Annotated in this window: 16 protein-coding genes; 12 read left to right on the top strand and 4 right to left on the bottom strand. The window is 40.7% G+C overall.

All coding sequences use genetic code 11. The features are described from left to right. Positions 1 to 11: 11 nt before the first annotated feature. The 4 genes from PVK79_RS19420 to PVK79_RS19405 are packed head-to-tail and all read right to left on the bottom strand — an operon-like array spanning position 12 to position 3,763. Positions 12 to 1,391, bottom strand: coding sequence for an AmpG family muropeptide MFS transporter (locus PVK79_RS19420; protein WP_145241306.1), 1,380 nt, complete (start codon positions 1,389 to 1,391; stop codon positions 12 to 14). 43 nt (positions 1,392 to 1,434) lie between these two features. After that, positions 1,435 to 2,055 (bottom strand): peptidylprolyl isomerase, encoded by a 621-nt coding sequence (locus PVK79_RS19415; protein WP_182759574.1) that lies wholly within the window; start codon positions 2,053 to 2,055, stop codon positions 1,435 to 1,437. 2 nt (positions 2,056 to 2,057) lie between these two features. Further along, positions 2,058 to 2,612, bottom strand: coding sequence for a YajG family lipoprotein (locus PVK79_RS19410; protein WP_182731490.1), 555 nt, complete (start codon positions 2,610 to 2,612; stop codon positions 2,058 to 2,060). Between the two features lie 2 nt (positions 2,613 to 2,614). After that, positions 2,615 to 3,763, bottom strand: a complete 1,149-nt coding sequence (locus tag PVK79_RS19405; protein ID WP_145241311.1) for a methyltransferase — start codon at positions 3,761 to 3,763, stop codon at positions 2,615 to 2,617. A gap of 42 nt (positions 3,764 to 3,805) precedes the next feature. Between PVK79_RS19405 and PVK79_RS19400 the strand changes: the two genes are divergently transcribed. The 12 genes from PVK79_RS19400 to PVK79_RS19345 all read left to right on the top strand — a co-directional run bounded on the left by PVK79_RS19400 (position 3,806) and on the right by PVK79_RS19345 (position 14,085). Continuing rightward, positions 3,806 to 4,399 carry an alpha-ketoglutarate-dependent dioxygenase AlkB family protein gene (locus PVK79_RS19400; protein WP_182719114.1) on the top strand — a complete coding sequence of 198 codons (594 nt, stop codon included), beginning with the start codon at positions 3,806 to 3,808 and terminating at the stop codon, positions 4,397 to 4,399. Between the two features lie 73 nt (positions 4,400 to 4,472). Then, positions 4,473 to 4,784 carry a BolA family protein gene (locus PVK79_RS19395; protein ID WP_145241315.1) on the top strand — a complete coding sequence of 104 codons (312 nt, stop codon included), beginning with the start codon at positions 4,473 to 4,475 and terminating at the stop codon, positions 4,782 to 4,784. A 100-nt stretch (positions 4,785 to 4,884) separates the two neighbouring features. Further along, positions 4,885 to 6,078: an enoyl-ACP reductase FabV gene (fabV, locus tag PVK79_RS19390; protein ID WP_257324038.1), complete on the top strand. Its 1,194-nt coding sequence runs from the start codon at positions 4,885 to 4,887 to the stop codon at positions 6,076 to 6,078. A 376-nt stretch (positions 6,079 to 6,454) separates the two neighbouring features. Continuing rightward, positions 6,455 to 7,798 (top strand): Na(+)-translocating NADH-quinone reductase subunit A, encoded by a 1,344-nt coding sequence (locus PVK79_RS19385; protein ID WP_145241319.1) that lies wholly within the window; start codon positions 6,455 to 6,457, stop codon positions 7,796 to 7,798. A gap of 4 nt (positions 7,799 to 7,802) precedes the next feature. Beyond that, positions 7,803 to 9,005: an NADH:ubiquinone reductase (Na(+)-transporting) subunit B gene (locus PVK79_RS19380; RefSeq protein ID WP_257324037.1), complete on the top strand. Its 1,203-nt coding sequence runs from the start codon at positions 7,803 to 7,805 to the stop codon at positions 9,003 to 9,005. Beyond that, the gene (locus PVK79_RS19375) at positions 8,998 to 9,762 is read left to right on the top strand and encodes a Na(+)-translocating NADH-quinone reductase subunit C (protein WP_257324036.1); all 765 of its coding nucleotides are present in this window, start codon (positions 8,998 to 9,000) and stop codon (positions 9,760 to 9,762) included. Before PVK79_RS19380 ends, PVK79_RS19375 begins: the two co-directional genes overlap by 8 nt. Then, positions 9,762 to 10,394 (top strand): NADH:ubiquinone reductase (Na(+)-transporting) subunit D, encoded by a 633-nt coding sequence (locus PVK79_RS19370; protein ID WP_145241325.1) that lies wholly within the window; start codon positions 9,762 to 9,764, stop codon positions 10,392 to 10,394. Before PVK79_RS19375 ends, PVK79_RS19370 begins: the two co-directional genes overlap by 1 nt. Before the next feature lie 10 nt (positions 10,395 to 10,404). Further along, positions 10,405 to 11,013 (top strand): NADH:ubiquinone reductase (Na(+)-transporting) subunit E, encoded by a 609-nt coding sequence (nqrE, locus tag PVK79_RS19365; protein ID WP_145241327.1) that lies wholly within the window; start codon positions 10,405 to 10,407, stop codon positions 11,011 to 11,013. Positions 11,014 to 11,032: 19 nt separating this feature from the next. Next, positions 11,033 to 12,262 (top strand): NADH:ubiquinone reductase (Na(+)-transporting) subunit F, encoded by a 1,230-nt coding sequence (gene nqrF, locus PVK79_RS19360; protein ID WP_145241329.1) that lies wholly within the window; start codon positions 11,033 to 11,035, stop codon positions 12,260 to 12,262. 97 nt (positions 12,263 to 12,359) lie between these two features. Continuing rightward, the gene (locus tag PVK79_RS19355; protein WP_145241331.1) at positions 12,360 to 13,391 is read left to right on the top strand and encodes an FAD:protein FMN transferase; all 1,032 of its coding nucleotides are present in this window, start codon (positions 12,360 to 12,362) and stop codon (positions 13,389 to 13,391) included. An 84-nt stretch (positions 13,392 to 13,475) separates the two neighbouring features. Next, entirely contained in the window at positions 13,476 to 13,688 is a 213-nt protein-coding gene (gene nqrM, locus PVK79_RS19350; protein WP_149982042.1) for a (Na+)-NQR maturation NqrM, read from the top strand. Between the two features lie 223 nt (positions 13,689 to 13,911). Continuing rightward, the gene (locus PVK79_RS19345; RefSeq protein WP_257324035.1) at positions 13,912 to 14,085 is read left to right on the top strand and encodes a TonB-dependent receptor; all 174 of its coding nucleotides are present in this window, start codon (positions 13,912 to 13,914) and stop codon (positions 14,083 to 14,085) included. Positions 14,086 to 14,127 lie beyond the last annotated feature (42 nt).

Raw genomic sequence — 14,127 nt, 5'->3', positions numbered from 1 at the left:
TCTTTCCCTTATTAATTCCTACCGTGATAACTATTTTCTAATTCATACAATTTATGCCGAATAAGATATAAGAATATGAGTGATGGTATTACCATCAGGGCAGTCAAAATAAAAAATAACGACCAATTTCCACCTAACCAATCATCAATCACCACACCGCTATAACTTGAAAGTAAGGTTCGTCCTAAATTTCCCAATGACGCTAATAAAGCATAATGTGTTGCGCTAAAAGCGCGATCACATAGCATAGATATAAATGCTACCATAGCAACTAATGACCATGCTTGAGTAAAGCCATCGACGACAATTGCCATTGCGTACAAGTGTTCTTGCGGGCCTGCGAGAGCGATCCAAGAAAACATTAAGTTAGAAGCAGCCATTGCCACACCGCTAATAAACAAACCTTTAACGATGCCGTACTTGTGGTTAAAAATACTGCCTAAAAATGCGAACACAATGGTGATAAGCCCCGTGCCGAGCTTTGAATAGTTTGCTATTTGAGTGTTTGAAAAGCCGACTTCTTTATAAAACACAATCGACATACGGGCCAGAAATGCTTCACCAATTTTAAATAAAAAGATAAAAGCGAGCAGCGCAAGTGCAGTCTTCACGCCATTACGCGCGAAGAATGTTTTAAAAGGATCAAGTACAGTAACAGCCAACCATGCTGCAACTTTAGTTAATTGTGTTTGCTTACCAAGCGCCAGTTTTTGCCGATAAATACGTTCTAGTTCTGCATGTACAACTTCGCGGTTAGATTCAGGTTCTTTTGCCCAAAATACACAACTCATAAGTAATAACATCACAATAGCTAAAAAGTAATACACTTGTGGCCAGTCAATGCTTGGCATATCTGCCATATAAAACGGAATAGCACCTAGCAGAGCATAACCGCTCCACCAACCAGAAGTAGCCATTGCTGCTGCTGCGGTTGCTTTATGGCTCTCGTTTTCACTGAGGGTATCGATACGAAAAGCATCAATAGCAATATCTTGAGTCGCTGAGGCGATAGCAATTAATAAGCACAACGCAGCTGCGATGGCTAAATGCGCGGTGATATCTAATCCTGCCAGTAAAATAACTCCTAGCAAAATAAAGCATTGGCAAAATAGTATCCAACTACGGCGCTGGCCTAGCCAGTTATATAGCAACGGCAGTTTTATTCTATCGACTAAGGGTGACCATAAAAAATTAATGCTGTAAGCACCAAATACAATGCCAAATAAGCCAATCATGCTGCGACTGAGGCCTTCATCTTTTAGCCACGCAGACATCACGGAGCCTATGAGGACCCAAGGAAAACCGCTGCTCATACCAAAAATAAACACATTTATAAGTCGTTTATCTTTAAAGTACGAAAAATATTCTGATACCGACAAGCTTTTAGTCATAACGCCTTCATTGGCAATAGCGGTTTGGCCGCTATTTTTATTGTTATAGTGGGGTTGGCTCTAATACAGTTATATTTAAAATAACAACCGGGGTTTTTGGTACAAAGTCATAACCAATTTTTTCATTAAATCCCGTTTCAACTTGCATGATTTTATCAAGCGTTTCGTAGCCTTCCATTACCATACCGAACACGGCAAAGCCCCAGTCTTTACCTGGGTTTAGGTGGTCGTTATTGTCCATGTTAAAGAAAAACTGACGAGTACCAGAATGAGGTTGACGATCTTGATAGGCCATGGCAATACTGTACATATCGTTTTTTGAACCGTTACCGCTTTCATTAAAGATTGGATCGCCTTCATAAACCCCGTCATATTCTTTATCGTAGCCACCGCCTTGAATGACAAAGTCTCGGTCGTTTTCTACATCACGTTCAACACGATGAAATACGGTGCCTTTATAGCTGCCATCCATCACATAAGTTAAAAAATTATTGACGGTGATAGGGGCTTTTGAGCGATCCATCTCGACTATGATTTTCCCCATTGTGGTAGTTATTTCAACTCGTGGGAACATATTGTTTTTTTGCACAAAGCGTCCTTCGGTCGCTGCCATTGCGGTTTGGCTAAGTTGCACTAATATAAATAATAAAAATAGACGTTTCATGGTTAACCTTCTAAAAATGCGAGTAATTCAGGGTCTGATACCATGCGGGTAATTAACTGCTCAGTCAACTTATTGAGTTGTCCTTCAATTTTTGCTCTATCGTGACCTAGTGGTCCTTCAAGGCTTGCATTACCACGGTAAATTTTACTGAAGTTACTATCGCTGCGAATAACACGCACACCTAATTCAATCTTTGCATTGCTGGTATGCGACATCATTTTTTCAGTAACTACGGCTTGCAGTGTATGAATATCAACTTCAAAACGAGTAGTCGCAAGATTTGAAATGCTTGCACCGTTTCGGCTAAGAGCGCTATCTAGGGCACTTTTAATTGACTCAGTAAGGCCTTGGCTGGCAATTGTTTGGGTTTTGTCTGAGGTTATTAATTTTAATGTTGCTGGGTCACCTCTAAGATCAATAACACTGGTACTTAAACTTTGATTAATTGAGCTTAATTTGCCACCTTGATAGAGCGGATTTAAGATCAATTGATTAGGCTGACTACTGCAAGCCGACAGTGATAATAAAGCACAACAAGGTAAAACATATTTCATCATAGCTATAGCATTCCATTATTTTTAGTGGCACTTAATACTACAAACTTTTTATTTGAACCAAGTAATTCACAATTGCCAAACATACGTTTTAGTTTGTCATGGTAGTCCAGGTGGCGGTTACCAATAATACGTAATTCTCCGCCATTTTTTAATGTGTCTTTGGCTTGTTTAAACATTTGCCATGCAATGTGATCTGTCACGGCTTGTGCTTGGTGAAAAGGCGGATTACATAACACTACATCGACACTTTCACGTTCAAAGCCCGTTAAGCAATCATTTTCAATAAAGCGGCATTGCTCAAACTTATCTTCCATATTGAGCTCTACAGTTAATCGTGCTGATTCAACCGCCATATATGATTCGTCCACAAAGGTAACTTCAGCGTTAGGGCAGCGTGCGAGTGTCATCAAACCCACCACACCATTACCGCAACCTAGATCAATAATACTTTTTGCTTTATTGGTTTGTGGTAAAAAGTCAAAAAAGAACCGTGCACCAATGTCCAGAGAATCCCGCGAGAACACATTGGCGTGATTACTAATGGTAAAATCAGTGCCTTCAAGAGGCCAATTAACAGGAAAATCAGCAGCTTTATAACCACCTTCCGCTTGGCTAATAATTAGGCGAGATTTTTTCACTGCTAAACTAGTTTTAGTTTCACCAATAAATTGCTCGAAAGCTTTAATTGTTGAATTATGTACATCTTTGGTTTTTGCTGCGCCAATAACCGGAGTGCCAGGTGCGAGTACTTCGCTGAGCTCAGATAATTGATATTGCAAGAAGCCCAATGTGCGTGGCACTTTTAAAATAACTAAATCAACGTGTTCAGGCAAAGCCGATAAGCTATCTAGCTGGCTAAATGCGGTGGTTGGTATTTTATTTTCTGCTAAGTTGTAAGCCGCCGCTTGGTGGCTAATATAAGAATCGTTTACTGAACAAACCGTTAATTGTTGTTTACTAAAATAACAAGACAAGGCTCCAAAACTATCATTTAAAATCAGCAAAGAGCGACAATCAGGATAATGTTCAGTAACATAGTCAATTAGGTACTCGTCTGCTGAATCCCAAGCTTGTAAGCTACGGTTTTTTTGATCCAAAGGAAAACGTTCAAGAGTAAATGTTTTATCGCCGAACTGTGCTTGCGTGGTCATAATAGTTAGTGATCAGTAATCAAATGATAGGTAAATTCTAACATGCAACGGCAAAAGGCCAACCCCCATATGTTACCAAATGGCTTTTACTACCAAGCAAAAGCGTTAAGTGCGCAAAAAAGTCTCGATTTATTCTACTATTTACGCGACTCACTGACTTGGCAGCAACCAAAAACGACCGTGTTTGGGAAAACGAACCCCATTCCACGTATGCAATGTTTTATTGCTGATGCTGGTGTACGTTACGGTTATTCTGGTTCGACATTAAATGTTGAACCATGGCCTGATGTATTAGATGCCATGCGACTACGATTAAATAAACAATTTGATGTTGGATTTAATGCCTTATTAGTTAACTTATACCGTGATGGGAATGATTGCATGGGCTGGCACGCCGATGATGAAGCAGAACTTGGCCATGAGCCTATTATTGTATCGATTTCATTAGGGGCTGAACGAGTATTTAAAATAAAACATAAAGTAACCAAGGAAGTCACTTCGCTTACGTTACACAGCGGGAGTTGCTTGGTTATGAATGGACTTAGCCAGCAACAATATCTACATGCGCTTCCTAAACAAACACGTTTGGCACACCCTCGAATCAACTTAACTTTTCGAACAATTTTTCAAAAATGAATATTTGTTGGCCTTTATAGTAGTGGCCTTGATATAGTAAGCACATAAATAACCAGTAAAATATGAGTGTTTTATGTCAATGCAACAACAGATTGAAAGCAAGTTAGCTGATGCGATTGCGTGTAAGCACCTTAATGTGGTGAACGAAAGCCATATGCATAGTCGTGGTAGCGATTCACACTTTAAAGTAATTGTAGTAAGTGAAGAGTTTAGCGGTAAACGTTTATTGCAACGCCATCGTCAAATTAATGAAGTGCTAAAAGATGAGTTAGCGAATCATATTCATGCATTGGCTATCCATACTTTTACTCCTGATGAATTTACAGAGCAAAGTGGTCAGGTTGCTGACTCACCGACTTGTTTAGGTGGCTCTAAATTAGATTAGCGGCAAGGTCTGAGAGTACACAAAACTCATCAGACCTGTATTTTTACAATTAGCCTTTAAACTAGCGCTAATTTTTATTGAGATAAATATAGGATGATCAATGGTCATTAAGCCTAAAATTCGCGGTTTCATTTGTACTAACGCCCACCCAGTAGGTTGTGCAGAGCACGTACAAGAACAAATTAACTATGTAAAACAACAAGGCGCATTAAAAAATGCCCCTAAAAATGTATTAGTTATCGGTGCTTCAACTGGCTATGGCCTTGCATCTCGTATTACTGCTGCATTTGGTGGCGGTGCTAAAACTTTAGGTATTTTCTTCGAAAAAGAAGGTACTGAGCGTAAAACCGGTTCTGCAGGTTGGTATAATACTGCTGCATTTCAAGCGGCCGCAGACGCTGAAGGTTTATGGTCAAAAAATATTAATGGCGATGCGTTCTCTAACGAAATCAAACAAAAAGCGATTGATACAATTAAAGCGGATTTAGGCAAAGTAGACCTAGTTATATACAGCCTTGCATCGCCGCGTCGAACTGATCCAAATACCGGCGAAGTTTACTCATCAACGCTTAAGCCAATTGGTAACTCGGTTACGACTAAAAACTTAAACACCTCAAAACGTGAAATTGATGCTATTACCGTAGAAGCTGCAAACCAAGATGATATTGATAACACTATTAAAGTGATGGGCGGCGAAGACTGGGAAATGTGGATTGATGCATTAAAAGAGGCTGATGTACTAGCTGATAACTTTAAAACCAGTGCTTATACTTATATCGGTAAAGAACTAACATGGCCAATTTACGGTCACGCGACTATTGGTAAAGCGAAAGAAGATTTAGATCGCGCAACCGTAGCAATCAAAGACTCAACTAAAGCATTAAACGGTGAAGCTTATGTATCATCATTAAATGCAGTGGTCACCCAAGCAAGTTCTGCAATTCCTATTATGCCGCTTTATATTTCAGCGCTATTTAAAGTAATGAAAGCGGATGGGACCTATGAAGGCACGATCGAGCAAATTCACGCGTTATTTACTGAGAACCTTTATGGAGACTCACCACGCTTTGATGACGGCGGTCATTTATTCCAAAACTACAAAGAGCTGGAAGATGATGTACAAGCGCGTATTCAAACTGTGTGGGACAGCGTAACCACAGAAACAATAGACGAATTAACTGATTACGTGGGTTACCACAATGAGTTTTTACGTTTATTTGGGTTTGGTATTGATGCTGTTGATTATGAACAAGATGTCGATCCAGTTGCCGCTATAGCTAACATGATTGATTAATTCAGCCATGTTTATTTGAAAAGTCGCTATGGCGACTTTTTTTATTGATAAATTTTACTTTATCGTTATTTAGCGGATTAATTTCCATCCCACCTCGCAAGCAATAGCACTTTGGTCTATATTGAATTTTATTCAAATGCGGCTAATAGGTTAAATAACTGCTCCTGTCGTATAAATTTCATAATTACACTCGCATAGTGACCCTGATTGATGTTAAAATTCGGGCAATATATGTGAGGAATTTTACTGCGTTGCTTGTTTTGTAATTTAAACAGGCGGTTCTTCGTTATCTTGAATTTGGCTTAGGGTTATCAAGAAAAGCGACGTGGTCGGTACGATTTTTCAGTTTCTTTCCGTTAATGTAGTGCAAGTGCGTATGATCAACATAAAAAAAGGTCTGGACTTACCCATAGAGGGCGCGCCTCAGCAAGTTATTCATGATGGTTCTACCGTCAAACGTGTAGCTGTGCTAGGTGAAGAGTTTATTGGTATGCGTCCAACCATGCATGTTCGTGTGGATGACCAAGTTAAAAAAGGCCAGGTACTTTTTGAAGACAAAAAGAACCCAGGTGTATTATTTACTGCTCCAGCTGCTGGTACAGTAAAAGAAATTAATCGTGGTGCAAAACGTGTGCTGCAATCTGTCGTTATTGAAATAAACGGCAGTGAGCAAATCACCTTTGACGCTTTCTCGACTGAGCAACTTTCGAGTCTCGATCGTGAAAAAGCCAAAGAAGTACTAATCCAGTCGGGTCAATGGACAGCATTACGTGCTCGCCCATTCAGCAAAGTAGCAGCTGTGGATGCAAATCCTAGTTCGATCTTTGTGACGGCTATCGACACTAACCCTCTTGCTGCAGATCCTGCAGTGATTATTGCTGAAAATGTACAAGCATTTGAAGCAGGTTTAGCTGTGGTATCACGTCTGACTGATGGTAAGGTATTTGTTTGTAAACAAGCAGGTAGCCAAGTACCTAGCTCATCAATTCCTCAAGTAGAAGTACATGAGTTTGGTGGCGTACATCCGGCTGGCCTTGTTGGCACACATATCCATCACTTAGATCCAGTATCGGTAAGCAAGCAAGTTTGGCATATCGGTTACCAAGACGTTATTGCCTTTGGTCACTTATTCCTAACTGGTGAAATTAGCACAGACCGTGTGATTTCTCTTGCTGGTCCGCGTGTTAAAAACCCACGTTTAGTGAAAACTCAACTGGGTGCTGCTTTAGATGATTTAGTTGCAGGCGAATTAGAAGACGGCGATAACCGTGTTATCTCTGGCTCTGTTTTAGCGGGCGCTACTTCACAAGGTCCTCAAGCATTCTTAGGTCGTTACCACATTCAAGTATCGGTATTACTTGAAGGTCGCGAAAAAGAGTTGTTTGGTTGGATTGCTCCAGGCACAGATAAATTCTCTGTAACACGTACTTTCTTATCACACCTAACACCGAGTCGTTTATTTAAAATGACAACGTCAACAGGTGGTTCAAAACGTGCCATGGTACCACTTGGTAGCTATGAGCGTGTTATGCCTTTAGATATTTTGCCAACGCCTTTATTACGTGACTTAATTGCCCGTGATTTGGATAGTGCAATTTCATTAGGGGCGCTTGAACTTGATGAAGAAGATTTAGCGTTATGTACCTTCGTTTGTCCAGGCAAATACGAGTATGGTTCAATCCTACGCGATTGCTTGACTACGATCGAGAAGGAAGGCTAGAGAGATGGGTTTAAAGAAATTTCTAGAAGATATCGAGCCGCATTTTGAAGCCGGTGGTAAACATGAAAAGTTTTATGCGCTGTATGAAGCAGCTGCAACTATTTTTTATACCCCTGGTCACGTAAATAAAGGCGCGACACACGTTCGTGATAACATCGACCTAAAACGCATGATGATTTTAGTGTGGATGGCGACGTTCCCTGCAATGTTTTTTGGTATGTTCAATATCGGTCATCAGGCCGCTGGTGCATTAGCGCAAGGTTTTGAACTAGCAAATTCTTGGCAAGTTGGCCTGTTCCAGATATTTGGTGGTGAATTAACTGCTGAATCCGGCTGGGGCGCTAAAATGTTTTATGGCGCATGTTTCTTCCTACCTATTTACGCAGTTACATTTGTTGTAGGTGGTTTCTGGGAAGTCATATTTGCTTCAGTGCGTAAGCATGAAATTAACGAAGGTTTCTTCGTAACGTCTGTGTTATTCGCGCTTATCCTACCTGCAACCATTCCTTTATGGCAAGTTGCACTAGGTATTACATTCGGTGTAGTAATCGCTAAAGAAATCTTTGGTGGTACTGGTCGTAACTTCTTAAACCCTGCATTAGCGGGTCGTGCGTTTTTATTCTTCGCATACCCTGCACAAATTTCAGGTGATACAGTATGGACCGCAGTAGATTCATTCTCTGGTGCAACTATGCTAGGTCAAGCGTTTGTTGGTTCACTTGATTACAGCAACATGGCTCTTTGGTGGGATGCGTTTTATGGTTTCATTCAAGGTTCAGTAGGTGAGACATCTACACTTGCATTGCTAGTTGGTGGCTTATTCCTCATTTACGTACGTATTGCTTCATGGCGCATCGTGCTAGGTGTGTTCTTGGGTATGGTGGCAACAGCATTCTTATTAAACGCTGTTGGTTCTGATACTAACCCAGTATTTGCAATGCCTTGGCATTGGCACTTTGTACTTGGTGGTTTTGCTTTTGGTATGTTCTTTATGGCGACAGACCCTGTGTCTGCAGCATTTACTGACAAAGCAAAGTTCGCATATGGCGCACTAATTGGTGTTATGGTAGTAATGATCCGTGTAATTAACCCTGCATTCCCTGAGGGTATGATGCTAGCAATCTTATTTGCTAACTTATTCGCACCATTGTTCGATCACTTCGTAGTGCAAGCTAATATCAAGCGGAGGTTGGCACGTAATGTCTAGTAATAACGAATCAATCGGCAAAACGCTAAGCGTTGTTGTAGCACTATGTTTAGTGTGTGCAATCATCGTATCGTTTGCTTCAGTTCAGCTTCGCCCTTTACAGCAAGCTAACAAAACGCAAGATATTCAAAAAAATATCTTGGCAGCTGCGGGCATTGATGTGTCTGGTTCTGTATCAGAAACTTTTAAAGCTAAGATCGAAACTCGCCTAGTTAATATGGAAACAGGTGAGTCTCAAACTGGCGAAGCAGTACAGGCTAAAATCGACGCTTTCGATTTTGAAAAAAGCAAGTTTGATCAAAAAATTAGCTTTGCATTAAAAGCAGAGGGCATTAAGGATATCGCTGGTATTCAGCGTATGACTCATGAGTCTCCTGCATATATCTCGAAAAAAGCAGACGGTTCTACAGATGCTATCATTTTACCAATCCAAGGTTATGGCCTTTGGGGTATTATGTATGGTTTCTTAGCGCTTGAAAGCGATGGCGAGACAATTAAAGATATTAACTTCTATAAGCATAAGGAAACACCAGGTCTTGGTGGGGAAATTCAAAATCCACAATGGACTGCTAAATGGGGTGGCAAAGAGCTACCAGTTGATGTTGTGAAAAGCGGTGCTAAAAATGATCATCAAATTGATGGTTTATCTGGTGCAACTTTAACTTCAAATGGTGTTGATCACACAGTTGACTTTTGGACTGGCGAAAACGGCTTTGGTCCTTTCCTTGCGAGAGTACGTGAAGGAGCGTTGAAATAATGGCTGATACTAAAGAAATGAAGTCGGTCCTATTTGGTCCGGTACTGGCAAATAACCCAATCGCATTACAAGTACTTGGTATTTGTTCTGCGCTTGCGGTAACGTCGAGCTTAAAAAATGCTTTAATCATGTCAATCGCATTGACCTTAGTAACAGCGTTCTCAAGCTTCTTTATCTCAATTATTCGTAACCAGATCCCGTCATCTGTACGTATTATCGTGCAAATGACCATTATTGCATCATTGGTAATCGTTGTTGACCAAGTATTACAAGCCTTCTCTTATGCTACGGCGAAAGAGTTGTCTGTATTCGTTGGTCTAATCATTACTAACTGTATCGTGATGGGTCGTGCAGAAGCATACGCAATGAAGTCGCCGCCAGTAATGTCGTTCCTTGATGGTATCGGTAATGGCTTAGGTTACTCAGTAGTGTTACTGACTGTTGGCTTTATTCGTGAACTATTTGGTAAAGGGTCATTATTTGGTGTTGAAATCATCCCTCTTGTACAAGATGGTGGTTGGTATCAACCTATGGGTCTATTGATTTTACCGCCTAGTGCATTCTTCATCATTGGTTTATTCATTTGGGTACTTCGTACTTATAAGAAAGACCAAGTAGAAGCGAAAGGGTAAGGGGCAGACTGTGGAACATTATATTAGTTTATTCGTAAAAGCAGTTTTCATTGAAAACTTAGCTTTGGCCTTCTTCCTAGGTATGTGTACTTTCCTTGCAGTATCAAAGAAAGTTACAACGTCTATCGGTCTAGGTGTGGCAGTTATCGTGGTATTGGGTATCTCAGTACCAGTTAACAACTTGGTTTATCATGCGGTTCTTGCACCTGGTGCACTTGAGTGGCTTGGTTATCCTGACGCGGATCTTAGCTTTTTACGTTTCTTGACGTTTATCGGTGTTATTGCAGCACTTGTACAAATTCTTGAAATGGCATTAGATAAGTTCTTCCCAGCACTTTATAACGCGTTAGGTATCTTCCTACCATTGATCACAGTTAACTGTGCAATCTTTGGTGCGGTATCTTTCATGGTTGAACGTAACTATAACTTCACTGAATCAGTGGTTTATGGTATCGGTTCTGGTGTGGGTTGGGCGCTAGCAATTACTTTGCTTGCTGGTATCCGTGAGAAAATGAAATATTCAGACGTGCCAGACGGCTTACGTGGTTTAGGTATTACCTTTATCACTGTTGGCTTGATGGGTCTTGGCTTTATGTCATTCTCTGGCATTTCACTTTAATAGGTAGCGAGGATAAATCATGAGTTATGAGATTTTCTTAGGCGTTGGTGTTTTCATCGCTATCGTTGTACTGCTAGTTTTAGTCATCATTGGTGCTAAATCTCAGTTAGTTGCAAGCGGTGACATCATCATTGGCGTAAATGGCGATCCAGACAAAGCCATAACAACATCTGCAGGTACCAAGCTTTTAGGCGCGTTATCTGAGTCAGGTATTTTCGTATCATCTGCATGTGGTGGCGGTGGCTCTTGTGGTCAGTGTCGTGTACACATTCATTCTGGTGGCGGCGATATCTTACCAACTGAACTTGATCACATCTCTAAAGGTGAAGCCCGTGAAGGCTGTCGTTTAGCGTGTCAGGTAAATGTTAAAAATGACATGGAAATTGAACTTGAAGAGTCAATTTTCGGTGTTAAAAAATGGGATTGTGAAGTTATCTCTAACGATAACAAAGCAACCTTCATTAAAGAACTTAAACTACAGATCCCTGATGGCGAGTCAGTACCGTTTCGTGCCGGTGGTTATATTCAGATTGAAGCACCTGCGCATCACGTTAAATATGCTGATTTCGATGTACCAGAAGAGTATCGTGGCGATTGGAACCATTTTGGTTTCTTCAAGCTGGAGTCAAAAGTAGACGAAGAAACAATTCGTGCTTACTCAATGGCTAACTACCCAGAAGAAGAAGGCATCATCATGCTTAACGTGCGTATCGCTGCGCCGCCGCCAAGAGATTTAAGCTTACCGTGTGGTAAAATGTCATCGTACATTTGGTCACTTAAAGAAGGTGATAAAGTAACTATCTCTGGTCCATTTGGTGAGTTCTTTGCAAAAGATACTGATGCTGAAATGGTATTTGTAGGTGGTGGTGCTGGTATGGCACCTATGCGTTCACACATCTTTGACCAACTTAAGCGTTTGAACTCTAAGCGTAAGATGAGTTTCTGGTATGGTGCACGTTCTAAGCGTGAAATGTTCTATGTTGAAGATTTTGACGGCCTAGCGGCTGAAAATGATAACTTCGTATGGCATACCGCGCTTTCAGATCCACAACCAGAAGATAACTGGGAAGGCTATACTGGCTTTATCCATAACGTGTTATTTGAGAACTATCTTAAAGATCACGAAGCGCCAGAAGATTGTGAGTTCTACATGTGTGGTCCTCCAATGATGAACGCTGCTGTTATCACTATGTTGAAAGACTTAGGTGTTGAAGACGAAAATATCTTACTAGATGATTTCGGTGGCTAACACCCGTATCAAAACAGTTTAGTTTTGGTTAGAATATCAGCCTCGTAGCAATATATGTTACGGGGCTTTTTTATTTCCATTACTTAAGTAGGCTGCTATGAATAGAGTTTTTCACCGACAAGGCATGATTGCCATCTTTTTTCTTACCCTCACTTTACTCATTAGTGGCTGTGGCCAAAATGATGAGCCCCAAGAGTTATACCTTGAAGGTAAAACTATGGGTACTACTTACCATATTAAGGTCTTCGCCAAGCAACAAAAGCTGGATTCATTAAATTTATTACCAGAAGTAACTCTGTTGCTCAAAGATATAAATCAATCAATGTCGACTTATATTGATGATTCTGAAATCAACACTTTTAATCGTCTTCCCGCAGGTCAAGTTATGCCTATTAGCCGTGATTTTAGAGCAGTTGTAAGCGAGTCCATCCGCTTAGGTGAGTCTACTCAGACTCTTGATGTGACCATGGGACCACTGATTGATTTATGGGGTTTTGGTCCTGATAAAAAACCAACAAAACGTCCAACAGATGAAGAACTCGCAGCCATGGTTGCACAAATTGGGGTTGATAAACTAATACTGACTGAGCAAGGCCTAGCGAAAACAGTCGCGGGTTTAGAACTATCATTTTCTTCTACTGCAAAGGGTTATGGGATAGATAAAGTAGCTGAATTATTAGAAAGCCATGACTTAACTGATTATATGGTTGAAATTGGTGGTGAGTTACGTGTATCAGGTAAAAAACCGAATGATCAAGATTGGCGTATCGCTATTGAGCAACCGGATGCTGAGCCTGGTGTGCGTAAAGTGCACCGTGTATTAGCGCCGGGTAATAACGGCATTGCGACATCGGGTGATTATCGCATTTACTATGAGATGGATGGTATTACCTATAGCCATTTAATTGATCCGGCAACAGGTATGCCAAGTCGCCATGATCTAGTATCGGTTACTGTATTGCATCCATCAGCGATGACAGCTGACGGCCTTGCAACAGCACTGACTGTGATGGGGATGGATAAAGCCAAAGCCTATGCTGAAAAAAATGATTTACCGGTTTATCTGATCGGCAAATCAAAAGATGGCTTAGTGACTTATTCGAGCCCTGCATTTAAACCCTATTTGTAGCGCGGTTTAAATCAGTTTATAATAGCAACAGCTTGGTGATTATCATCAAGCATTATTTTATTGCTGATCAATAGGGGCTAAGCAATGTCACTTTTTCTTCTTACGTTTGGTTTACTGCTTTTAATTGTCGCAGCGATGGCTGTGGGCATGATAGTGCAAAAGAAATCTATGGCCAGCAGCTGTGGTGGTTTAGGCTCTGTAGGCATTGATAAAGCCTGTGATTGTGATGACCCATGCGACAAACGCAAAAAGCGTATGGCAAAAGAGCAAGTTTGGAAAGAAAACCAAATATTATAAGCTCTTGATAGCTATCAAATATACATTAAAAAGCGCCTCTTTAATAACAGGCGCTTTTTTAATGCCCACTTACGGCTAAAATGTGTCAAGTAATCGACCACTGCGACAATATGTCACACCCAGTGAAGCTCGTATGGACTGTATAATATGATGTATTCCTAATCGTTTATTCACTGCAGGCATTGATTATCAATTAACAACTTAATTAACAACGCAATTAAACTTGGCTGCGAAACTGCGTGCGCTTTCTGATTACGAATTAGCACTAAGTAATAGCCAAGGACGATATGGTGACTTTACACAACTTAGGCTTAAAGCAAGTTATGACGTTAATTCGGCACTGATGTTAAGCACGCAAGTTGATAATTTAACTGATGAGTATTATGAATATGTATAGTGGGATGACTCGTAAACTCTGCATAGCCCAGCACAAGGTCGT

This window comes from Pseudoalteromonas rhizosphaerae, assembly GCF_028885455.1.
Lineage (GTDB): Bacteria > Pseudomonadota > Gammaproteobacteria > Enterobacterales > Alteromonadaceae > Pseudoalteromonas > Pseudoalteromonas rhizosphaerae.
Note: the sequence above shows the minus strand (reverse complement) of the source record. Positions and strands in the feature narration are given on the sequence as shown.

Excerpts from the sequence above, each read along its gene's own strand:
- PVK79_RS19420 (WP_145241306.1), bottom strand. The coding sequence starts at position 1,391 with ATGACTAAAAGCTTGTCGGTATCAGAATATTTTTCGTACTTTAAAGAT.
- PVK79_RS19415 (WP_182759574.1), bottom strand. The coding sequence starts at position 2,055 with ATGAAACGTCTATTTTTATTATTTATATTAGTGCAACTTAGCCAAACC.
- PVK79_RS19410 (WP_182731490.1), bottom strand. The coding sequence starts at position 2,612 with ATGATGAAATATGTTTTACCTTGTTGTGCTTTATTATCACTGTCGGCT.
- PVK79_RS19405 (WP_145241311.1), bottom strand. The coding sequence starts at position 3,763 with ATGACCACGCAAGCACAGTTCGGCGATAAAACATTTACTCTTGAACGT.
- PVK79_RS19400 (WP_182719114.1), top strand. The coding sequence starts at position 3,806 with ATGCAACGGCAAAAGGCCAACCCCCATATGTTACCAAATGGCTTTTAC.
- PVK79_RS19395 (WP_145241315.1), top strand. The coding sequence starts at position 4,473 with ATGTCAATGCAACAACAGATTGAAAGCAAGTTAGCTGATGCGATTGCG.
- fabV (WP_257324038.1), top strand. The coding sequence starts at position 4,885 with ATGGTCATTAAGCCTAAAATTCGCGGTTTCATTTGTACTAACGCCCAC.
- PVK79_RS19385 (WP_145241319.1), top strand. The coding sequence starts at position 6,455 with ATGATCAACATAAAAAAAGGTCTGGACTTACCCATAGAGGGCGCGCCT.
- PVK79_RS19380 (WP_257324037.1), top strand. The coding sequence starts at position 7,803 with ATGGGTTTAAAGAAATTTCTAGAAGATATCGAGCCGCATTTTGAAGCC.
- PVK79_RS19375 (WP_257324036.1), top strand. The coding sequence starts at position 8,998 with ATGTCTAGTAATAACGAATCAATCGGCAAAACGCTAAGCGTTGTTGTA.
- PVK79_RS19370 (WP_145241325.1), top strand. The coding sequence starts at position 9,762 with ATGGCTGATACTAAAGAAATGAAGTCGGTCCTATTTGGTCCGGTACTG.
- nqrF (WP_145241329.1), top strand. The coding sequence starts at position 11,033 with ATGAGTTATGAGATTTTCTTAGGCGTTGGTGTTTTCATCGCTATCGTT.
- PVK79_RS19355 (WP_145241331.1), top strand. The coding sequence starts at position 12,360 with ATGAATAGAGTTTTTCACCGACAAGGCATGATTGCCATCTTTTTTCTT.
- nqrM (WP_149982042.1), top strand. The coding sequence starts at position 13,476 with ATGTCACTTTTTCTTCTTACGTTTGGTTTACTGCTTTTAATTGTCGCA.